Annotated in this window: 24 protein-coding genes and 1 tRNA gene; 17 read left to right on the forward strand and 8 right to left on the reverse strand. The window is 66.8% G+C overall.

What is annotated here, in order from left to right; all coding sequences use genetic code 11:
* Positions 1 to 58 precede the first annotated feature (58 nt).
* The 4 genes from LMA02_RS26990 to LMA02_RS27005 all read left to right on the forward strand — a co-directional run bounded on the left by LMA02_RS26990 (position 59) and on the right by LMA02_RS27005 (position 3,810).
* Positions 59 to 1,846 (forward strand): SDR family oxidoreductase, encoded by a 1,788-nt coding sequence (locus tag LMA02_RS26990; RefSeq protein WP_228908228.1) that lies wholly within the window; start codon positions 59 to 61, stop codon positions 1,844 to 1,846.
* A gap of 32 nt (positions 1,847 to 1,878) precedes the next feature.
* On the forward strand, positions 1,879 to 2,784 hold the full coding sequence (locus tag LMA02_RS26995; RefSeq protein WP_228908229.1) for a metal-dependent hydrolase: 906 nt from the start codon (positions 1,879 to 1,881) through the stop codon (positions 2,782 to 2,784).
* A 102-nt stretch (positions 2,785 to 2,886) separates the two neighbouring features.
* Positions 2,887 to 3,174: a hypothetical protein gene (locus tag LMA02_RS27000; protein ID WP_006757696.1), complete on the forward strand. Its 288-nt coding sequence runs from the start codon at positions 2,887 to 2,889 to the stop codon at positions 3,172 to 3,174.
* A gap of 252 nt (positions 3,175 to 3,426) precedes the next feature.
* On the forward strand, positions 3,427 to 3,810 hold the full coding sequence (locus LMA02_RS27005) for a DUF2917 domain-containing protein (RefSeq protein ID WP_228908230.1): 384 nt from the start codon (positions 3,427 to 3,429) through the stop codon (positions 3,808 to 3,810).
* A 178-nt stretch (positions 3,811 to 3,988) separates the two neighbouring features.
* Here LMA02_RS27005 and LMA02_RS27010 read toward each other — a convergent pair whose 3' ends face one another.
* Entirely contained in the window at positions 3,989 to 4,267 is a 279-nt protein-coding gene (locus LMA02_RS27010; RefSeq protein ID WP_166721774.1) for a hypothetical protein, read from the reverse strand.
* A 752-nt stretch (positions 4,268 to 5,019) separates the two neighbouring features.
* On the opposite strand from LMA02_RS27010, the gene LMA02_RS27015 reads away from it, so the two are divergent.
* Positions 5,020 to 6,321 carry an NCS2 family permease gene (locus LMA02_RS27015; RefSeq protein ID WP_006757699.1) on the forward strand — a complete coding sequence of 434 codons (1,302 nt, stop codon included), beginning with the start codon at positions 5,020 to 5,022 and terminating at the stop codon, positions 6,319 to 6,321.
* A gap of 72 nt (positions 6,322 to 6,393) precedes the next feature.
* Here LMA02_RS27015 and LMA02_RS27020 read toward each other — a convergent pair whose 3' ends face one another.
* Positions 6,394 to 7,245: a LysR substrate-binding domain-containing protein gene (locus LMA02_RS27020; protein WP_228910017.1), complete on the reverse strand. Its 852-nt coding sequence runs from the start codon at positions 7,243 to 7,245 to the stop codon at positions 6,394 to 6,396.
* A 200-nt stretch (positions 7,246 to 7,445) separates the two neighbouring features.
* Between LMA02_RS27020 and LMA02_RS27025 the strand changes: the two genes are divergently transcribed.
* The 3 genes from LMA02_RS27025 to LMA02_RS27035 are packed head-to-tail and all read left to right on the forward strand — an operon-like array spanning position 7,446 to position 9,183.
* The gene (locus LMA02_RS27025) at positions 7,446 to 7,976 is read left to right on the forward strand and encodes a sugar ABC transporter (protein WP_228908231.1); all 531 of its coding nucleotides are present in this window, start codon (positions 7,446 to 7,448) and stop codon (positions 7,974 to 7,976) included.
* A gap of 13 nt (positions 7,977 to 7,989) precedes the next feature.
* Positions 7,990 to 8,316 carry a hypothetical protein gene (locus LMA02_RS27030; protein ID WP_228908232.1) on the forward strand — a complete coding sequence of 109 codons (327 nt, stop codon included), beginning with the start codon at positions 7,990 to 7,992 and terminating at the stop codon, positions 8,314 to 8,316.
* Between the two features lie 3 nt (positions 8,317 to 8,319).
* Positions 8,320 to 9,183, forward strand: a complete 864-nt coding sequence (locus LMA02_RS27035) for an MBL fold metallo-hydrolase (RefSeq protein WP_228908233.1) — start codon at positions 8,320 to 8,322, stop codon at positions 9,181 to 9,183.
* Between the two features lie 153 nt (positions 9,184 to 9,336).
* Here LMA02_RS27035 and LMA02_RS27040 read toward each other — a convergent pair whose 3' ends face one another.
* Both LMA02_RS27040 and LMA02_RS27045 read right to left on the reverse strand, forming a co-directional pair.
* Positions 9,337 to 9,624: a DUF1488 domain-containing protein gene (locus tag LMA02_RS27040; protein WP_011659381.1), complete on the reverse strand. Its 288-nt coding sequence runs from the start codon at positions 9,622 to 9,624 to the stop codon at positions 9,337 to 9,339.
* Positions 9,625 to 9,869: 245 nt separating this feature from the next.
* A complete protein-coding gene (locus LMA02_RS27045) occupies positions 9,870 to 10,061 on the reverse strand; it encodes a DUF2964 family protein (protein ID WP_041491684.1) in 192 nt (63 codons plus the stop codon).
* Between the two features lie 378 nt (positions 10,062 to 10,439).
* Between LMA02_RS27045 and LMA02_RS27050 the strand changes: the two genes are divergently transcribed.
* The 8 genes from LMA02_RS27050 to LMA02_RS27085 all read left to right on the forward strand — a co-directional run bounded on the left by LMA02_RS27050 (position 10,440) and on the right by LMA02_RS27085 (position 15,749).
* Positions 10,440 to 12,329, forward strand: a complete 1,890-nt coding sequence (locus LMA02_RS27050) for a sigma-54-dependent Fis family transcriptional regulator (RefSeq protein WP_228908234.1) — start codon at positions 10,440 to 10,442, stop codon at positions 12,327 to 12,329.
* Between the two features lie 76 nt (positions 12,330 to 12,405).
* The gene (locus tag LMA02_RS27055) at positions 12,406 to 12,708 is read left to right on the forward strand and encodes a 2Fe-2S iron-sulfur cluster-binding protein (RefSeq protein ID WP_228908235.1); all 303 of its coding nucleotides are present in this window, start codon (positions 12,406 to 12,408) and stop codon (positions 12,706 to 12,708) included.
* Between the two features lie 56 nt (positions 12,709 to 12,764).
* Entirely contained in the window at positions 12,765 to 13,259 is a 495-nt protein-coding gene (locus LMA02_RS27060) for an SRPBCC family protein (protein ID WP_228908236.1), read from the forward strand.
* A gap of 92 nt (positions 13,260 to 13,351) precedes the next feature.
* On the forward strand, positions 13,352 to 13,729 hold the full coding sequence (locus LMA02_RS27065; protein WP_166721779.1) for a DUF2946 domain-containing protein: 378 nt from the start codon (positions 13,352 to 13,354) through the stop codon (positions 13,727 to 13,729).
* A gap of 224 nt (positions 13,730 to 13,953) precedes the next feature.
* Positions 13,954 to 14,319 (forward strand): copper homeostasis periplasmic binding protein CopC, encoded by a 366-nt coding sequence (gene copC / locus LMA02_RS27070; protein WP_228908237.1) that lies wholly within the window; start codon positions 13,954 to 13,956, stop codon positions 14,317 to 14,319.
* A 52-nt stretch (positions 14,320 to 14,371) separates the two neighbouring features.
* Entirely contained in the window at positions 14,372 to 14,818 is a 447-nt protein-coding gene (locus LMA02_RS27075) for a copper chaperone PCu(A)C (protein ID WP_228908238.1), read from the forward strand.
* A 32-nt stretch (positions 14,819 to 14,850) separates the two neighbouring features.
* Complete coding sequence (locus tag LMA02_RS27080; RefSeq protein WP_228908239.1) at positions 14,851 to 15,027, forward strand: hypothetical protein; 177 nt, start codon at positions 14,851 to 14,853, stop codon at positions 15,025 to 15,027.
* Positions 15,028 to 15,119: 92 nt separating this feature from the next.
* Entirely contained in the window at positions 15,120 to 15,749 is a 630-nt protein-coding gene (locus LMA02_RS27085; RefSeq protein ID WP_228908240.1) for a LysE family translocator, read from the forward strand.
* A gap of 40 nt (positions 15,750 to 15,789) precedes the next feature.
* Here LMA02_RS27085 and LMA02_RS27090 read toward each other — a convergent pair whose 3' ends face one another.
* Positions 15,790 to 17,115: a leucine-rich repeat-containing protein kinase family protein gene (locus tag LMA02_RS27090; RefSeq protein WP_228908241.1), complete on the reverse strand. Its 1,326-nt coding sequence runs from the start codon at positions 17,113 to 17,115 to the stop codon at positions 15,790 to 15,792.
* A gap of 140 nt (positions 17,116 to 17,255) precedes the next feature.
* Between LMA02_RS27090 and LMA02_RS27095 the strand changes: the two genes are divergently transcribed.
* Positions 17,256 to 17,340 (forward strand) — tRNA-Leu (locus tag LMA02_RS27095).
* A 92-nt stretch (positions 17,341 to 17,432) separates the two neighbouring features.
* Here the strand turns inward: LMA02_RS27095 and LMA02_RS27100 are convergent.
* From LMA02_RS27100 to LMA02_RS27110, 3 genes are read right to left on the reverse strand one after another with little or no spacing between them, the layout of a single operon-like run.
* On the reverse strand, positions 17,433 to 18,431 hold the full coding sequence (locus LMA02_RS27100; protein WP_228908242.1) for a transketolase family protein: 999 nt from the start codon (positions 18,429 to 18,431) through the stop codon (positions 17,433 to 17,435).
* Entirely contained in the window at positions 18,428 to 19,273 is an 846-nt protein-coding gene (locus LMA02_RS27105; RefSeq protein ID WP_228908243.1) for a transketolase, read from the reverse strand. Before LMA02_RS27105 ends, LMA02_RS27100 begins: the two co-directional genes overlap by 4 nt.
* Positions 19,274 to 19,310: 37 nt before the next feature.
* Positions 19,311 to 20,636, reverse strand: coding sequence for an MFS transporter (locus LMA02_RS27110; protein ID WP_228908244.1), 1,326 nt, complete (start codon positions 20,634 to 20,636; stop codon positions 19,311 to 19,313).
* Between the last annotated feature and the right edge of the window lie 29 nt (positions 20,637 to 20,665).

A 20,665-nucleotide genomic window follows, 5' to 3' on the forward strand; every position in this document is an offset into this window, starting at 1 on the left:
GAGTCGCGCCTTCCTCCCGAATTCCCGAATCCCCGAATCCCTGAACGACGGACTCACGATGCAGCCTCTTTCCGACGAAGCACCGCTGGCCCTGTTCGAATTGCTTCACAGCGAGACGGCCGTCGCCTCCGGCGACCTGACGCTCGCGGTCAGGACCTGGGGCGACCCGGCCCGCTCCCCGGTCGTGCTCGTGCACGGCTACCCCGACGACAGCAGCGTCTGGCAGCAGGTCGCACCGCTGCTCGCACGCAAGCACTACGTGATCGCCTACGACGTGCGCGGCGCGGGCCTGTCCGGCGTGCCGAAGCGCACGGCCGACTACCACCTCGCGAAGCTGACCGACGACTTCATCGCGGTGATCGACACGCTCTGCCCCGGCCGCGCGGTGCACCTGATCGCGCACGACTGGGGCTCGATCCAGGGTTGGGAATTCGTCACGGATCCGCGGCTCGCCGGCCGCATTGCGTCATACACGTCTTGCTCGGGGCCGTGCCTCGACCACGTCGGCTTCTGGCTGCGCGAACGCGTGCTGCGGCCGACGCCCGCATCGTTGGCCAAGCTCGGCGGCCAGCTCGTGCGCTCGTGGTACGTGACCTTGTTCCACCTGCCGTTCATCCCCGAGCTGAGCTGGCGGCTGTGGCTCGGCCGCGCGTGGCCGGGCCTGCTGCGCCGGCTCGAGAAGACGCCGGCCGCCCCGCGCGCGACGCAGGCCGACGACGGCGCGCGCGGCGTACGCCTCTATCGCGCGAACTTCATCCGCTGCCTGTTCGCACCGCGCGAGCGCTACGCGCATGCTCCCGTGCAGACGATCGTGCCGCTCGGCGACAAGTACGTGAGCCCGGCGCTGTCGGAGAACCTGTCGCGCTGGGTGCCGCAGTACTACCGCCGCGAAGTCGCGGCCGGCCACTGGCTGCCGCTCGCCGATCCCGCGCGCTTCGCGGGCCTCGCCGAGCAGCTGATCGACGCGGTCGAATCGGGCGAAGAGCCGCCCGCGCTCGCGAACGCACGCCGGCGCGCCACCAGCGGCCGCTTCAGCGGCAAGGTCGTGGTCGTCACCGGCGCGGGCAGCGGCATCGGCCGCTGCGCGGCGCTCGCGTTCGCCCGCGAAGGCGCGACCGTCGTCGCGTGCGATATCGAGCTCGCGAGCGCCGAGCGCACCGCGCTGCTGCTCGGGCTGACCGGCGCGCAGGCACACGCGAAATGCGTGGACGTCGGGTCCGCCGACGAGATGGAGGCACTCGCAACGTGGGTCGGCAGCGAACTCGGCGGCGCGGACGTCGTGATCAACAACGCGGGCATCGGCATGGCCGGCGGCATTCTGGACACGACCGCCCACCACTGGGAGCGCATCCTGCACGTGAACCTGTGGGGCGTGATCCACGGCTCGCGACTGTTCGCCCAGCAGATGGCCGCGCGCGGCACCGGCGGCCACATCGTCAACACCGCGTCGGCCGCCGCGTTCGGGCCGTCGCGCGACCTGCCCGCATACGCGACGACGAAAGCCGCCGTGCTGATGCTCAGCGAATGCATGCGCGCGGAACTCGCGGAGAAAGGCATCGGCGTGACGGCCGTGTGCCCGGGCTTCGCGGAAACCGGAATCATGGCGTCGACGCAATACGCAGGCGCCAACCCTCAGGACGAGGCACGGCTGCGCAAACGCGCGACGAAGCTGTACCAGATGCGCGGCCTGAAACCCGAGACCGTCGCACAGGCGATGGTCGACGGCGTGCTGCGCAACCGGCCGGTCGTGGCGGTGGGCGCCGAGGCACATGCGCTGCGCGTCGTCGGCCGCTTCATGCCGTGGCTCGGCCGGATGCTCGCCCGCATCGGCATGGCATCGCATTGACGGCACGCCACCGCACAAGAACGGAGACACTGATGACCGCTACCGCCGACTATCACCAGATCAAGGCCCGGCACGTGAAGTTCGACTTCAGCGACACGCCGATCACGTGGGTGCCGAACGACCCGTGCAGCACGCACATCATCAACACGCTGAACCTGCTGTTCCCGGAAGGCGAGCTGTGGTTCTGCCGCGTGTACAACAAGGCGCTGCCGCACATCACCGATGCACGCCTGCGCGACGAAGCCGAAGGCTTCCTGCGCCAGGAAGCCGTGCATTCGCGCTCGCACGGCGGCGTGCTCAAGCATTACTACGACCGGCACGGGATCGACACGAAGCCGTTCACGCAGAAGCTGAACTGGCTGTTCACGCGCGTGCTCGGCGAAGCGCCGTTCGGGCTGAAGATCGGCCACACGCGCTTCTGGCTGCGGCAACAACTCGCGGTGATCGCGTCGCTCGAACATTTCTTCGGCTATCTCGGCAACTGGGTGCTCAATGCGCACGGGCTCGACGAAGGCCACGCCGACCCGACGATGGTCGACCTGCTGCGCTGGCACGGCGCGGAGGAAGTCGAGCACCGGACCGTCGCGTTCGACATCTACAACCACGTGGGCGGCAACTACCCGGAGCGCTGCGTGCACATGGCGTTCGTGATCGTGCTGCTGCTCTACTTCATCACGAGCGGCGCAAGATTCATGTACCGACGCGACCCGGCCGCCGGCCGCTATCCGGGTTTCGTGCTCTCGTGGTGGAAGGGTTCGCGACGCGGCCACCTGCCGTCGTTCTGGAAAGTGATCGGCGCGGCGCTGCGCTATTTCAAGCCGGGCTATACGCCGCACCATGAAGGCTCGACCGCGCAGGCGCTCGCGTATCTGGCCCGCTCGCCCGCCGCGCAGGCAGCCGCGCACGGCGGCAACTGGGGCACGACGAAGGGCGCGTGAACGGATGCCCGAGCGAGGTCGGCTGCGGCTTTGTAACGGCCTCGGCGGGCGGCGCCCGCCGAAGTGCGTACAATCGCGGCTTCATTTCCCGGAGGTGCCGCGATGGCCATGAAGAAAACCGATCTAGAAAAGAACAAGGCGCTCAAGCTGACGCAAGCGATGAAGCAGTCGAACGCCGCGCGCTTCGGCAAGGGCGCCGAGGAAGCGCCGAAGCTCGATCGCCGCGCGCAGCGCAAGCTCGACCAGGAACAGGGCCTCGTGCCGTTCGCGTGCAAGCTCAACGCCGATCTCGTCGAACAGCTGAAGGCGCGTGCCGCCACGCACCCGGACGGGATGACGGGCCTGCTGTCCGAACTGCTCGTGAACGGCCTCGCCCAGCGCGACGCGTGATCGCCACGCCGCTCGAAAATAGTCGTTGACAACGCTGTACGACATCGACAAACTCGTTCGCATGCCTACGTTCAAGCTCATCGCCATCGCGAATCATTGCCCGGTGAACATTCGAAAGAATGGATCACGGGAGGCGCTTGTGCGTTAGCATCCGAGCAGTACCGCATGTCACACAAGGCCTCACCGGAAACGGATGAGGCCTTTTTGTTCTGGTGCGCGTCATCCGTCCGGCTCAACGAAATGGAGCAGACGATGGACCAGGCAAGCCCGTTGTTCGACCGTCCCGACCGTCCCGATACGCGCCGCATCGGCGCGATCACGTTACCGACCGTCGTGATCCGCTTCGCGGTTGCGCCGCGCACGACCCTGACCTGGCGCGCGCCGAGCGATGCGGAAATTCGTGCGCACGGCGCGCCGCTGTGGATCACGCGGCCGCCGAGCGTCGACGATTACTGGGTGCAACCCGGCGACGTGCTGCGCATCGCGCGCGGCGATCGCATCTGGCTCGGCACCGATGACGACCGGGCAGCCGAAGCGTCGATCACGACGGCGTACGTGCGGCGCGGTGAACGGCTCAGACGCACGCTCGCGCAAGTGCAACGTTTGCTCGTCGGACGATGGAGAAGAAGGGATTGACGATGTGCGCTCATGCGCGCAACGAGGCACCGGAGCGCGCCGAATCACCGCATCCGGAAACGGACGCACCGGCGGCGCAATGCGTCGCCGGTGCGCATCGAATGACGCGGCACGCCCATGCGTGCCGCGCGCGATCGCGCACCGTGCGCAACCCTCACCTGCATCGTATGCATCAGGTTCAGGTGCTGGCGGCGAGACGCGGGCCCGTGCTACGGGGAGTGGAATCAAGATCGGGGCGTTGCGCGGCATGCGAGGTCACCCACGGGTCGATGCCTTGTTTTTGCACCTCCTCGAGAAATGACACGCGTGTACGCCAGTAATCCGCTTGTAATTTCGCATCGATGACGCGCTGTTCGGCTGAGAACAGTTCCATGCGCGCCGTCACGAGCATCGACGCAGCGGTTTTTTCCGGCGTGGGGGCGTGCCGCATCGCCCAACGGCTGATCCAGTTCAACATGCTGACCTCCGTAATTACGGACGAACCCGCATCGGGCAATCGCAACCGGTCGCGCCTGCCCGAATGCGCAGCGACCGTCACCACACTTCACCGCCTGGCCTGCACGGACTGCGACTCCCCCGCGTCGGCAACAACCGACCGGCGTGTGTGCGCGGTGTATCTATCCTAGAAAGACTTGCCGGTTTACGCGATGACCTCTTGCAATCTTTTACACAGAAACCACAGTCGCTCCCGCATCGAGAAATGACAGTTGCGGACGGGACGGCTTCGGAGCAGGATAGCCCGATATCTGCCCCCGCCCGGACCGACGAACGGCCGCCGCGCACCCGCGCGGGCCCTGCGCGCGCGTTCGCGCATGCGTTGCGCCGGCCCCGCGTTCGTCCAGCATGCGGGCGCGCCATTGCAGTCGCATGTCATCGTGCGGCGGCCGCGCGCCGCGCGTCCCTCATGCCGTTGCGCCCGCATCGGCCGACACGCCCCCCGCCGTCGAATCGTTTCCATCGTTTCCGCCTGCCCGCTTCGTCCAAACCGGTAAAATGCGCGCCTTCCTCGCGCGGCCGGCCTGTCCGATCGTTCGCGCGAACGCAGCCGATCGTGCCCCGCAACTATATCGTCCGAGCTATCCGCGCTATTACAATCCGCCGATAGCGCGGCAATAGTGGCTGGTTACAGTACGCCGGCCGCGCGCTGCCGTTACAACAATTCGGCACAAACAACAAGCAACACGACAACCCGACCGGAGAAACGCCTACATGGAATCCATCAAGCGGTATTTCGGCTTCGCTGAAGCCGGCACCGATTTCCGCACCGAAATACTCGCGGGCGTCACCACGTTCCTGACGATGGCCTACATCATCTTCGTCAACCCCGCGATCCTCGGCGACGCGGGCATGCCGAAGGAATCGGTGTTCGTCGCGACCTGCCTCGTCGCGGCGCTGGCGTCGCTCATCATGGGGCTGTACGCAAACTACCCGATCGCCTGCGCGCCGGGCATGGGCCTGAACGCGTATTTCGCGTACACGGTCGTCAAGGGGATGGGTTTCACGTGGCAGGCCGCGCTCGGCGCGGTGTTCATCTCCGGCTGCCTGTTCCTGCTCGTCACGCTGTTCCGCGTGCGCGAGGCGATCGTCAACGGCATTCCGAAATCGTTGCGCATCTCGATCACCGCCGGCATCGGCCTGTTCCTCGGCATCATCTCGCTGAAGACCTCCGGCGTGATCGTCGGCAACCCGGCCACGCTCGTCACGCTCGGCGACCTGCACAAGCACGACACGATCCTCGCGATCATCGGCTTCTTCACGATCGTCACGCTCGACCATCTGCGCGTGCGCGGTGCGATCCTGATCGGCATCATCGGCGTGACGATCCTGTCGTTCTTCTTCGGCGACAACCAGTTCCACGGCGTGTTCTCCGCACCGCCGTCGATCGACGCGACGCTGTTCAAGCTCGACATCGGCGCCGCATTGTCGACCGGCATCATCAACGTGATCCTCGTGTTCTTCCTCGTCGAGCTGTTCGACGCGACCGGCACGCTGATGGGCGTCGCGAACCGCGCGGGCCTGCTCGTCGAAGGCAAGATGAACCGCCTGAACAAGGCGCTGCTCGCCGACAGCACCGCGATCGTCGCGGGCTCGGTGCTCGGCACGTCGTCGACCACCGCGTATATCGAAAGCGCGTCGGGCGTGCAGGCCGGCGGCCGCACGGGCGTGACGGCGATCACCGTCGCGGTGCTGTTCCTCGCGTGCCTGTTCATCGCGCCGCTCGCCGGCGTCGTGCCGGCCTACGCGACCGCGCCCGCGCTGCTGTACGTGTCGTGCCTGATGCTGCGCGAGATGGTCGACGTGCCGTGGGACGACGCGACCGAAGCCGTGCCGGCCGCGCTCACCGCGCTGCTGATGCCGTTCACGTACTCGATCGCGAACGGCGTCGCGTTCGGCTTCATCTCGTATGGCGGCCTGAAGCTGCTGACGGGCCAGGGCCGCACGGTCAAGCCGGTCGTGTGGATCATCGCGGCCGTGTTCCTGTTCCGCTTCTTCTATCTCGGCAGCGAGTGACACACGCGCATCGGTGCGATGCGCGATGCAACTACGCCACCTTCGGGTGGCGTTTTTGTTGGGGTACGCGCATCACGCGTCCGCCTGCCGCAGTACCCAGTGCGCGAAGGTCTGCAGCGGACCGTCGCCCAGTTCCAGCGCTTCGGGCAACACGAGACAGAAGCGCTTCACCACGCCTCGACCGTCGGGCCAGGGCGCCGCGAGCGATCCTTGCGCGATCTCGGCGTCGACATAGAGCCGTGGCACCAGCGCGACGCCGAGTCCGGCCAAGGCCGCCGCGATCAGCATCGAATACAGATCGTAGCGCGCGCCGGCGGCCGGATTGTTGACCGGCAACCCCGTCTCCTGCACGTACGCCGACCATGCATCCGGCGTCTGGCGCTTGTGCAGGCGCGGCAGCGTGCCCAGCAACGCATTCGGATCCCCGCCCGCGAGCAGCGACGGATGGCAGACCGGCACCAGCACCTCCTCGCACAACCGGTACGTATGCATGCCGGCCCATGCCGGATGCTCGAAATGAATCGCCGCGTCGAATCCGCTGCCGGCCAGCACGAACGGCTCGGCGCGATCGGCGAAATGCACGGTGATGTTCGGATGCTGCGTCTGGAAATCCTTGAGCCGTGGAATCAGCCAGCGCGTCGCAAACGTCGGCGTCACGGCGATATCCACGCTGCCGCCGTCGCCGGGCTGCCCCATCATGTACTGGCTGTCGCGCTCGAGCCGATCCAGCACTTCGCGAACCTGCGCCGCGTAGCGCGCGCCGTTCGGCGCAACCCGAACGCGGTTGCCGACCCGCTCGAACAGCGACACGCCCAGGAACATCTCCAGCCGGCCGATCTGCCGGCTGATCGCGCCTTCGGTCAGCGCCAACTCGTCGGCCGCACGCGCGAAGCTCCCATGCCGCGCCGCGGCCTCGAATGCCATCAATGCCGAATTGCTCGGAATCCTGCGTCGCGTCACGATTGCTCCCGGTTCGACCTGCGTCGGTCACAGCTTGATCAAATATCAATGAACGGTGACGAATCATCGTTTTTCGCCCATTCATCGGCAAATTATCATGACAAAAACTCAACCAGTCGAGCGGTGCCCCACCCCGAAGGCCGCTTGCTACCCGTGGAGGTGTGATGATCTATGCCGTTGAATGCAGCATCGCCGAGCCCGCCGTCGAAGCCGAGTGGAACGACTTCTACAGCCGCGTCAAACTGCCGGCGCTGATTTCCGTGCCCGGCTTTCGCACGTCGCAACGCTTTCGTGCCGTCGGTGGCGACGGCCCCGACTACCTTGCGCTGCACACGATCGACGGCGCCGACGTGCTGACATCGGCCGAGTACCGCGACAACGGCGGCGGCAATTTCGCGCGCTGGCAGCCGCACATCGTCGAATGGCGCCGCAACGTGTACGACAGCTGCGCACCGGCGCCGGCCGTCTCCGGCAATCAATGGCTGGCCGTTTGCGACAACGCTGCGCCGTTCGCACAAGCGGGAATCGCTGCCACGGCCCTGCATGCGATCGCGCTGGACCGCCTGCCGGCCGCTCGCTGGCTGGCCGTGCTGGATCAGGATCAGGCGCGGCTCGCGGCCGGCGCCGCGATCCGGCTTTATGCGCCGATGGGCGACCGGCTCGTCAGCGCGCCGGCGTCGGCAACTGCACACTGACGGGAGGCCCGCCATGCCCAGCGTCACGATTTTCATTCCCGAGGCGAACATGCCGGCGTACGCGGCGCTCGACGGACTGTCGTCGGCCTGCGAGACGCTCTGCACCGACGTGCTGAGAGCCGCACCCGGCGCGATTCACGTCGCCTATGTGCCGATCCGGCACGGCCGCGGACATCCGGTCAGCGCGGAGATTCGCTTTCGCATCGCATCGTTTCGCACCACTGAATTGATGGATCGGTTCATGGCCGAACTGGATCGCGAGATTCTCCGCCACACCGGATGCGTCGCACGCATCCGCTGCTTCGGCTACGACACCGCCCACCTTCACGCGCGACATTGACCCATGAGCACACCCATTCCCCGCCTTCCGTTTCCGCGTCGTCAGGTCGGCGATTTCTCGGTCACCGCGATCAGCGACGGCACGCTGACGGCCGGCCTCGACCTGCTGTCGAACATCGACGTGGACGATGCGACCGGCATCATGCATCGCGCCGGCGTACACGCGCCGTCGGACGTCAACATCAACTGCTACGTGATACGCGGAAACGGCCGCACCGTGCTCGTCGATACCGGTGCCGGCGGCATCCGGAACTGGGGCGGCCGTTTGCGTGCGTCGCTGGCGCACGCCGGTATCGATGCACGCGACATCGACACGATCCTGCTGACGCACGCGCATCCCGACCACATCGGCGGTCTGCTCGACGCGGACGGACAGCCGGCCTTTGCGCAAGCGGCGGTGCTCGTTCACGAACGGGAACGCGCGTTCTGGCTGGACGACGACGCGTACGAGCGGGCAAGTGAACGCGCACGCGTCAATTTCCAGATCGCACGGCGGACCTTCGACGCTTACCAGGCGCAACTTCGTACCATCGAGGCAGGCGACGTACTGCCCGGCATCGTCGCCGTGCCGCTACCGGGGCACACGCCGGGCCACACCGGCTATCGCGTTGAATCGCAGGGCGAGCGCCTGCTGATCTGGGGCGATCTCGTGCATTTCGCGCCGATCCAGGTCGCCCGCCCCGACGTGTCGATCGCGTTCGACCAGGATCCGTCGCAGGCATCCGCGACGCGCGCGGCCACGCTCGCCGAAGTCGCTTCGGACAACGTGTTGATTGCGGGCATGCACCTCGCCGACACGGGCTTCGCACGCATCGCGCGCGCGAATGGCGCAACCGACGGCGCGTATGCGCTCATCGGGGCGGATTGACGGAAACGGAACGCAGGCACGCCATCGCGCCGCACGATGTTCGAATCGTGCCGCGCATCATCCCGGGCCAAGCGGGGCACCGGACCAGCACGCGCCGATACGACACGGGCGCCGGTATTCGGCGCCCGCTCCGTCGCTGCCCGGTCGTCCGGTTCAGCGCCAGTTCGCCTCGTAGAAGCGTACGTAGCCGCTGCGCAGCGTCAGGCATTGCGCGCGCGTTTCGGACAGCAGCCGCCGTGCGGCCGCCTCGATCCGCTCGCGGTGCTGATCGTACGCACCGACCATGTCCTCGAAGCGCGGCGACGCCGCACCGAAATGATCCTCCAGCGCCTCGGCGGTGATCTGACATTGGACGCGCTCGCCATTGACCAACGCCGTGAATCCAAGCATCAGGTCGCGCCCCGAATATTCGGGTTTCTCATTCGTGAAATGAATTTGCATGGGAGCCGCCTATCGGCCGGTAGAAAGCAAATGACCGCGTCCGTCGTCCGCTACCGGCCGGACGAAAAATGTACGCGGGCTCGCCGGCAGAGGCACGATCCACGGAGGGTATGGCGCGGACAATGCATGCCGGTTGCATTCCACTTTAGACGGTTTCGCGCAGGAGGCAAAATTTACGACGCGCGTCGTTCTGACGCGCATTTCCTCTGACCAGCGCAACATCCGACACCGTTTTCCGAACGGCGTCAGTGCGGATCGGTCGGCCAGATGTTCAGCGAGATCGCGGCGGTCGTGGCGCCCACCGCAATGGCGGCGGCCCCGTATTGCACCGCGTCGGCCAAGTCGAACAGCAAACCGTGGATCGCCACGGCGATGCCGCCCAGCATGATGAAGGTGGCGATGGCCGCCAGCACGACTCTCAGTTCCGTCCGAACCATGATGCGTCTCCCGAACGGATGCATGTCACGTCGCATGCATGTTGCGATGCGGAACACGGCGCGTGCGTGCTCCGCTTTCATCATTGCAGGCGGGCGCTTAAAAGCAAGGGGTTTTTGTACTCAGTCGCACAACGCGCGCCGCGCTTGTATGATGAGGCGATATCGATGGCGGCGGCCCCGGTGACGGATGGTGCGGTGCAAGGCGGCAAGGTGGGTCGATTGTGATGCATGGGGCCCAACAAGCGCTGAAGTGCCAAGCTGGGCCGACCGCGAAGCATGGGACCAGAGCAAGCGCTGAAGTGCCAACTCTGGCCGACCGCGAAGCATGGGGCCCAAGTAAGCGCTAAAGCGCCAACTTGGGTCGACAGGAGACAAGACATGCCTCAACCTTTCGTGCTGCCCGCCACCGCGGGCCGCAACGACCTGCTCGCGCAGGCGCATGCCCGTTCGACCGCGGTCGGCCTGCGCGCAAACGAGCGCCCCGATTTCTCGCCGCTGTCGCGCCTCGCGCTGCGCGAACTGCTCAACACGAACCACGCCCTGTTCGCGCACGCACGCCCCGTGATGGAGAACCTCCACGCGCAGATCGCCGACACGCAAAGCCTCGTGCTGCTCACCGATGCCGACGGCGTGATCCTGCACAGCATCGGCGACGCGGACTTCATCGAGAAAGCCAACCGCGTCGCGCTGTGCACCGGCGTGTCGTGGGCCGAAGGCGCACGCGGCACCAACGCGATCGGCACCGCGCTCGCGTCGGGCCAGGCGCTCGCCGTGCACGGGTCCGAACACTTCCTGCGCGCGAACCATATCCTCACCTGCTCGTGCGCGCCGATCATCGACCCGTTCGGCCGCACGCTCGGCACGCTAGACGTGAGCGGCGACCCGCGCGGCTTCAGCCCCCATACGCTCGCGCTCGTGCGGATGTCCGCGCAGCTGATCGAGAACCACCTGTTCGCGAACCAGTGCGCGGAAGCGCTGCGGCTGCGCTTCCACGCCCACGAGGATTGCGTCGACTCCCTGTTCGCCGGGCTCGTCGCGTTCGGCCCCGACGGCGGGCTGATCGCCGCGAATCGGAGCGCGCAATTTCAGCTCGGCGCAACGTTCGATGCCTTACAGCATCACGGCTGCGACGCACTGTTCGGCATGCACTTCGGCCAGCTCGCGCAGCAGGCGGCCCGCGCCCCCGGCGCACCGTTCCGCCTCACGCTGTCGACCGGCGTGCGCGTGCTCGCGCGCTGCGAATTCGCGGAAGCGCACAAGACGGCCATCGCCGTCTCGCCGCCCGCCCCCGCCGTGCGCTTGCGCGCGCCGGACCCCGACGCAATCACGTTCGCGACGCTCGACACCGGCGATGCGCGGATGGCCGCCGTGCTCGAACGCGTCGCGAAGATCCGCGGACGCGACCTGCCGCTGCTGATCCTCGGCCAGACCGGCACCGGCAAGGAATGGCTCGCGCGTGCGCTGCACCAGGCGTCGCCGCGCGCGGACGGCCCGTTCGTCGCGGTCAACTGCGCGGCGCTGCCGGATTCGCTGATCGAGGCCGAACTGTTCGGCTATGAGGACGGCGCGTTCACCGGCGCGCGCAAGCGCGGCAGCCCCGGCAAGATCGCGCAGGCCGACGGCGGCACGCTGTTTCTCGACGAAATCGGCGACATGCCGCTCGCGCAGCAGGTCAGACTGATGCGCGTGCTGCAGGAGCGCGCGGTGATGCCGCTCGGCGGCGCACGCGCGGTGCCGGTCGACGTGCGCGTGGTCTGCGCGACCCACCGCGACCTGCGCGCGATGATCGCGGAAGGCACCTTCCGCGAAGACCTGTTCTACCGGATCAACGGACTCGCGGTCACGCTGCCGGCGCTCGCCGCACGCACCGACCTGCCCGCGCTGGTCGAGCGGATCCTCGCGCGGCTCGCGCGCAGCGAACCGATGCCGGGCCGCCTCGCGGCCGACGTGCTCGATGCGTTCATGCGGCACCGCTGGCCCGGCAACTTGCGGCAAATGACCAACGTGCTGCGTACGGCCGGCATGCTCGCCGAAGACGAACCCGAAATCACGCTCGCGCATCTGCCCGACGATTTCTGGCTCGACTGCGACGACTCGCCCGCCGCGGAAGCCGCACCGGCCGACACGCGCGAAACGACGACGCTGCAGAGCCACCAGGCCGCGGTAATCGACGCGGTGCTCGCGCGGCATGGCGGCAACGTATCGGCCGCCGCGCGCGAGCTCGGGCTCGCGCGCAATACCGTGTACCGCTACCTGCGGCGACACTGACGTCGGGGCCGGCCGCAGGCGGCTTCGGGTATGCTTGGCGCTTGCCTTGCCGCCGCCGCGCCGCCCGCTTCGACCCATGACCGATCCCGACCACCCGCCTCTCGTGCGCATCGAGCCGCTCGGCGCGACGTTCGACGCCCCCGATTCGCTGACGCTGCTCGAGGCCGCCGCGTTCGCGCACGTCAGGCTGCCGCGCTCGTGCCGCAACGGCACGTGTCGAAGCTGCCTGTGCAGGATCGTCAGCGGCAGCGTACGCTACACGATCGAATGGCCGGGGCTGAGCCGCGAGGAAAAGACCGACGGTTATACGCTGCCGTGCGTGGCCGTCGCGACCTCCGATGTCGTGCTCGACGTGCCCGACGCGGAGATGATCGACTGAATGCGGCGCGCGGCCGTGCGCCATCCTGCAACGATGATGCCTGCCCGGAGAACGTGATGACCCAGCCAACCGATCGCATCGAGAAACAAGCCTTGCTCGCCGCGCCGCTGGCGCGCGTCTGGGAAGCCGTCAGCAATACCGGGGAATTCGGCACCTGGTTCGGCGTGACGTTCGACGGGCCGTTCGTGGCCGGCCAGTCGATGTTCGGCCGCATCACGCCGACGCGCGTCGACGACGACGTCGCCAAGGCCCAGGAGCCGTATGCGGGCACTGTATTCGAAATCGTCGTCGATCGCGTCGAGCCGAAGCAACTGTTTTCCTTTCGCTGGCATCCGTTCGCGATCGATCCGAACTTCGACTACGCGTCCGAGCCGATGACGCTCGTCACCTTCTCGCTCGCGGAAACCAACGGCGGCACGCTGCTGACGGTCACCGAAACGGGTTTCGATCAACTGATCGAAGCGCGCCGTGCGAAGGCGCGCGAGATGAACGACCAGGGCTGGGCCGCACAGATGATGCTGATCACGAAATATCTGGCGAAGCACGCCTAGCGCGCCACCACGCCGCATGCCCCAGCCGACATGCGCATCGACGTGCGTGGCATAATCCGCTCCATCGTCGCCCCTACGCCGCCGCGCATCGCATGCTGAGTCGTCGACTCCGGAAGATCGTCAGTCTGATCGGGATGCTCGCCATCCTGATGACCGCGCTCGCGCCCACGATCTCGCAGGCGCTGACCACACACGACCGCGTCGATGCGCTGCTTGCCGGTTACTGCACGGCCGGCCCGGCTGGCGGCGACCATGCCGGCGATGCGTCGTCGAAGAGCCTGCAGGCCCATCTGCAGGCTTGCGGCTACTGCAACCTGCTTGCCCATACGCCTGCCCTGCCCGCACCGGAACTCACGTTCGCGGCCCACGTTCACCTCCTCCAGCATCGCGCAGCCACCCGCTTCGAAAGCCTGCGCCGCGCGCTGCCGCTCACGGCCGCGCAACCGCGCGCCCCGCCGTTCGCGTCCTGATTCGTCGTCACTGCGCGTGATGCCGTAGCGCATCGCGCCGTCCGCACGCGCGCTGCGCGTGCATGCCGTGCCACGTTTCGAAGGACGCTCATGTTCGACCCTATTGCTCGCGGCGTCGCGCCGTGCATGCGCTCGCCCGCTTCCAGCGGTCACGCGTGCGCGAACACGCGGCCGCACGTCGAATGCATCGTTCTCCTTGTCATTTCCAACCGGATCATCCCGTCATGAAAACCACTACTTTCCTGCGCGGCGCACTCGTCGCACTCGGCTTCGTCGTCGCACAGGCCGCTCATGCGCACGCGCACCCGAAAACCCTCGAGCCGGCCGCCGACGCCACGTTGTCGAGCGCGCCACACGCGGTCACGATCGACTTCGGCGAAACGCTCGAGCCCGCATTCAGTTCGATCGCGGTCACCGACAGCCACGGCCAGTCGGTCGCCGACGGGAAATCCGCGGTCGACGCAGGCAACCGGAAGCGGATGCAGGTTGCGCTGACCCACCTCGCGGCCGGCACGTACACGGTTGCGTGGATCGCGGTGGCGAGCGACGGCCATCGCACGCAGGGCCGCTATACGTTCACGCTGAAGTAACGCATACGCGACCCACGCGGCACGCTTCCCTATCCGATCAGGAACACACTCGATGAAACGCTCGATTCCGACCAGCCTGCTGCTTGCACTGCTCGCGCTCCAGGCACCCGCCACGTTCGCCGCGTCGACCGTACAGGCCGATGCGTGCTGGATCCGCACGATGCCGGCAACGGTGCCGTCGTCCGGCTACTTCACGCTGAAGAACGATGGCGACAAGCCCGCCACACTCACGAGCATCGATACGCCCGCGTTCGGGATGGCGATGATCCACGAAACGCAGACGGCCGGCAGTACCGCGAAGATGGTTCACGTCGACGCGGTCGACGTGCCCGCGCACGGCACGGTCACATTCAAGCCGAAGAGCTATCACGTGATGCTGGAGGAACCGCGCCAGCCGGTCGCGCCCGGTGCGAAGGTGCCGTTCCGGCTGCATTTCGCCGACGGCTCGACGGTGTCCGTGACCTGCGACGCGAAGGCGCCGTCCTACGCCGGCCAGTAACGCCGGATACGCAACGACCGAGGGAGATGCACATGAGCAAAGAACGCCTGCGGCTGGCTGACCTGATCGTCCGCTACCGGACGCCGTTGAATATCGCCGTATTGATCGTCTGCGGGTTATGGGCGGCGTGGATCGCGTGGATGACGCGGCCGGCCGCGATCGATACGCCGTCGTCGATCGCCGCATACTGCATGCGCGACGGGAACTGACACGCCACGACGGTTCCGGCGGATGTCCGCACGATTTTGGCGTGGCATCATTGCCCGATACCGACCGCCGGAACCGCCTTTCGGAGCGACGCATGTCCATTCAAACCTGGATGCTGTTTGCCGCAGCCTATCTCGCCACCACGCTGTCGCCCGGGCCCAACGTGTTGCTCGTGATCCGCAACACCGTGCGCTACGGCACGCAGGGCACCGCCGCGACGATCGCGGGCAACCTCGTCGCGCAAGGCGTGGTGGTCATGCTCGTCGCACTCGGCGTCGGCGCGGTGCTCGCTGCGATGCCGCCGCTGTTCATCGCGATGAAGGTCGTCGGCGCTGCGTATCTGATCTTTCTGGGCATCCGGCAACTGCGCGGCGACCGCAGCCGACGTTCGCCGGACGGCGACGCGACAATCGCGGAACCCGACCGCAGGCAGCTGTTCCGTGAAGCGCTGTTCGTATCGGGCAGCAATCCGAAGACGATGATCTTCCTGTCCGCGTTCATGCCGCAGTTCATCGCGCACGATCGCCCGCTCGCGCTGCAGTTCGTCGTGATGTACGCGACGATCGCCTCGACCGTCGTCGTCGTTCACAGCGTCTATTCGTTCGGCGTGCGCCGGCTTCATCGCGGCTTCGGCGTCGGCCCGTGGGTGCGCGCGGCCAAGCGCGCCAGCGGATTGCTGTTCGTCGGGCTCGGGATCAGGCTGCTGATCGCGCGGCAGGCATAACGATCCGGAGCGCGACGGCCTGCGCCGCGACGCTACGCCGTCAGGCCGTCGACGCCGCCAATACGGCCGACACCTCGTCGAACGAAGGCCGCGCGTCGATATCCTCGTTCAGACAGGCGGCCGCCAGCGCGTCGAGTGCGTGCGAACCTTCCCATGCACGCGGCTCGCAGCGCGCCAGCAACTCGCCGAGCAGATAACCGAACGCCCTGACTTCCAGCCGTTCGAGCCGCGCTGCGCGCACGCGGTCGTTCACGTCGTAGACCGACGCCGCGCCGAAATCGCCGAGCAGCGCGCCGCCCTCGCCGTCGTGCAGGATGTTGTGCGCGTACAGGTCGCCGTGCATGATGCCGCGCGCGTGCAGATGCGCCGCGACCGACGCGATGCCGAGCGCGATCCGCGCTGCCGCGGCCGGCTCGAATCGCGCGTCGGCCGCATACACGTCACGCGTACAGGACGCGAAGCTCGGTGGCCCGGCGAGGTTCGTCAGCGCCGGATCGACCAGTTCCATCACGAGCCCGTGCGTGCCGTCCGGATGACCGCGTACCTTGCCGATCACCGGAATCATGTTCGGGTGGCGCCCGGCGTGCAGGCAGGCGGCCATTTCGCAGTCGGGCAGGCCGTCGCTCGTCACCGCGCCCTTGAACAGCTTGACCGCGACCGCTCGCGGCGCGTGGCCGTCCGCGCGCCACTGCGCGCGGTAGATGACGCCCGATGCGCCTTCGCCGAGCTTGTGGTCACAGGTGAGCGACGTCCAGTCGATGTCCGCGACGCCCGGCTCGGCCGACGCGGCGGCCTCCGGCGCGGCACCGAACGGGTTGCCCGCGGACGCGAGCCATGCGAGGCGCGGCAGACGCAGCAGCCACTCCGGCAGCGCGTCGAGCCGGTTCGCCGACAGCCGGACCAGTTCGAGCGCATGGCAGGCGGCCATTTCGGCGGGCAACGCACGCAGCCGGTTGCCCGCGAGCATCAGCTTCTGCAAGCGCGAACAATCGCCGATCTCGGCGGGCAGTGCGTCGATTTCGTTGTCGGTCAGGATCAGCCAGCGCAGCGCGCGCGGCAGCGAACCGCGCGGCACCGTGCGGATCCGGTTCGCCTTGAAGCCGATCATGTCGAGCCGCGCACACGTGCCGAGGACTGCGGGGAATTCGGTGAAGTCGTTGCCGGACGCGAACAGGATGCGCAGGCGACGCAGCCGCGACAGGTCGTCCGGCAGCGCGGACAGCGCATTGCCGGACAGGTCGAGCACTTCGAGCGTGTCCGCCAGATCGAAGATCGCGCGCGGAAATTCGGTCAGCCCGCACGCGAGCTTGAGTTGCCGGGCGCCCGCCAGCTGGCCGGTCTGCAGTTGTTCGAGGGTCGTCGTCACGGGGAGAAAAACGGGTTGCGGTTGCGATGATCGTCGGATCGATCCGACGAATTTTACCGGGATCGCTTTCGCCTCCTCGCGATCGTGTCACACCCCCTTCACAAATGCGCAATGTGACGCTAGAATTGCGCCCCTGCAGTGCCGACGTGGTGAAATTGGTAGACACGCTATCTTGAGGGGGTAGTGGCGAAAGCTGTGCGAGTTCGAGTCTCGCCGTCGGCACCAGACACGGGTTCTCCGTGTTTCGGGCATGTGCAAAAAACCGCGACAGCGCAAGGCTTCGCGGTTTTTTTGTTTCCAGGACGTTGCACCGGCCCTTATCCGACCCACGACCTGATATTCGCGCGCATCGCGCCGACCGAGATCCCGTAGCGCTCGTGCAGCGTCGGCAACGCGCCCGCGGCGAGATACGCATCCGGCAGCGCGATCTGGCGGAACGGTGCGGCAACGCCGGCTCCAAGCAATGCAGTCGCCACCGCTTCGCCGAGTCCGCCGATCACCGTATGGTTCTCCGCGACGATCACCATGCGCCCCTTGCGCGAAGCCTCGCGAACGAGGGTCGCCGTATCGAGCGGCTTGATCGTCGGCACGTGCAGCACGGCCACATCGACGCGATCCGCTTCAAGCGCCTTCGCAACCTCGAGCGCGCGCATCGTCATGATCCCGGACGAGATCAGCAGCACGTCGTTGCCGTCGCGCAGCAGCTTGGCCTTACCGAGTTCGAAACGGTAATCGTATTCGTCGAGCACGACCGGCACGTTTCCACGCAGCAGGCGCGCATATACCGGCCCCTTGTGCGCGGCAATCGCCGGCACCATTTGCTCGATGTCCAGCGCGTCGCACGGATCGATCACCGTCATGTTCGGCATCGCACGCATCAGCGCAAGGTCCTCTGCCGCCTGATGGCTCGGCCCGTAGCCGGTCGTGAGTCCCGGCAACGCACACACCAGCTTCACATCGAGATTGTCCTCGGCAATCGCCTGGTGAATGAAGTCGTATGCCCGGCGCGTCGCGAACACCGCATAGGTCGTGACGAACGGCTGCGCCCCTTCGTGCGCGAAGCCGGCGGCGGCGCCCATCAGCAATTGCTCCGCCATGCCCATCTGGTAGTAACGCTCCGGAAATTCCTTCGCGAAAATGTGCAGGTCGGTGTACTTGCCAAGATCGGCCGTCATGCCGATCACGTTGCCGTTCGCGCGTGCAAGACTCGCCAGCGCATGGCCGAACGGGGCGGAGCGCGTCGCCTGTCCCTCGGCCGCGATCGACGCGATCATCGCGGAAGTCTTCAGGCGCGGCTTGTTGTCGACGGTACTCATGCGTGTCTCCCTGCTTCGAGTGCGTCGAGCGCGAGCTTCCACTCGTGTGCGTCGACGCGAATGAAATGGCTCTTCTCGCGTGCTTCGAGGAACGGCACGCCGCACCCCATCTTCGTGTCGCAGACGATGATGCGCGGCTGCGGCTTGGCATGCCGGCGCGCATTGTCGAACGCGCGCTTCACGGCGTCGATGTCGTTGCCGTCGACGCGTTGCGTGTACCAGCCGAACGCTTCGAGCTTGTCGACCAGCGGTTCGAACGCCATGACTTGCGTCGACGGGCCATCGGCCTGCTGGTTGTTCACATCGACGATCGCGATCAGGTTGTCGAGCTTCCAGTGCGCGGCCGACATGAGCCCCTCCCAGATCGCGCCTTCGTCGAGTTCGCCATCCGAAAACAGCGTATAGACGAGCGCATCCGAGCCATTGCGCTTGAGACCGAGGCAACGGCCGACCGCAATCGTCAGGCCCTGCCCGAGCGAACCGCCGGACATCTCCATCCCGGGCGTGTAGCTCGCCATTCCGGACATCGGCAAGCGACTGTCGTCGCTGCCGTAGGTTTCGAGTTCGTCGGGAGGCAGGATGCCGGCTTCGAACAGCGCTGCGTACAGCGCGATCGCATAGTGGCCGTTCGACAGCAGGAAGCGGTCGCGCCCTTCCCACTCTGGATCGTCGGGGCGATAACGCATCGCGCCGAAATACGCGACGGCCAGCACGTCGGCGATGTCGAGCGCCTGGCCGACATAGCCCTGGCCCTGGACTTCGCCCATCAGCACGGCGTTTCTTCGGATGCGGTATGCGCGCTCGGCGAGCGTGACCGCTTCATGGACGGTTTCGGTATCCATCGATAGCTCCAGTTTGGGATCACAAGGAATCGGGCGATCAGCGGTTGACGGATCGGGGCACCCGGAACACCAGCAGTGCGCCGACCGTGATCGCGGCGGAGATGAAGAGCAGCCCCGCGGTGGACTTGCCGGTCAGGTCGTTCAGCCAGCCGACGATCGCCGGGGAAAAGAAGCCCGCCAGATTCGCGAAGCAGTTGACCGCGGCGATCCCGGCGGCTGCCGACATCCCGCCCAGCAGCGCCGTCGGCAGCGACCAGAACTGCGACGACGACGCGAGGATGCCGGCGGACGCAATGCTCAGGCACACGATCGACGCACCGACGCTCCCGAGCAGCGGCAACGTCGCGAAGCCCGCCGCCGCGATCAGCATCGGCACCGCCAGATGGAAGCGGCGCTCACGGCGGCGATCCGCACTCATGCCGATCAGCGGCAGCGCGACGATCGCACACGCATACGGAACCGCGGTGAACAGGCCGACCCACAGCGGATCGGCTACGCCGGCCTTGCGAATGATCGTGGGCAGCCAGAACGTGAGCCCGTACTGCCCGAGCACGACGCAGAAATAGATCGCGGCCATCAACCACAGGCGGCGGTCGGCGACGAAGGCACGAATCGACAGGTGGGCGGTCGTGTGCTCGGCATCCGCCGATACGTTGCGCGTCAGCAAGGCCTTTTCGGCGTCGGTCAGCCATTTCGCGCCGGCGATGCCGTCGTCGAGATACAGCAGGATCGCGAAGCCGAGCACCAACGAAGGCAGCGCCTCGAGCAGGAACAGCCACTTCCAGCCCGCCATCGACATCGCGCCGTGCAGCGAGTGCATGATCGCGCCCGACAGCGGGCCGCCGATGATCCCGGCGAGCGGAATCGCCATGAAGAACATCGACAGCGCCTTCGCGCGACGCGCCGACGGAAACCAGTACGTGAGGTACAGGATCACGCCCGGCGCAAAACCCGCTTCGGCGACGCCGAGCGAAAACCGCAGCGCATAGAATGCGCCGGGCGACTTGACGAACACGAAGCTTGCCGAAATCACGGCCCACGTCAGCATGATGCGCGCGAGCCAGCGGCGCGCGCCGACGCGATGCAGGATCAGGTTGCTCGGGACTTCGAACAGAAAGTAGCCGAGAAAGAAGATGCCCGCGCCCATCCCGTATACCGTCTCGCTGAAGCGCAGGTCGCTGAGCATCTGCAGTTTCGCGAATCCGACGTTGACGCGGTCGAGATACGCGCCCAGGTAGCACAACATCAGGAACGGGATCAGCCGGCGCGCGACCTTCGCATAAGTGGCCGCCTCGAACGTCCGTGCATCGTCCCGTTGCAGCATGTCGCCCTGAACCGGCGATGCGGGGTACTTTGCTCTCATCTTTGTCTCCTGCCATGGCCCCGGGTTGT

Origin of the sequence: Burkholderia sp. B21-005 (genome assembly GCF_020843965.1) — a bacterium.
In the GTDB taxonomy this organism is placed as follows: domain Bacteria; phylum Pseudomonadota; class Gammaproteobacteria; order Burkholderiales; family Burkholderiaceae; genus Burkholderia; species Burkholderia ambifaria.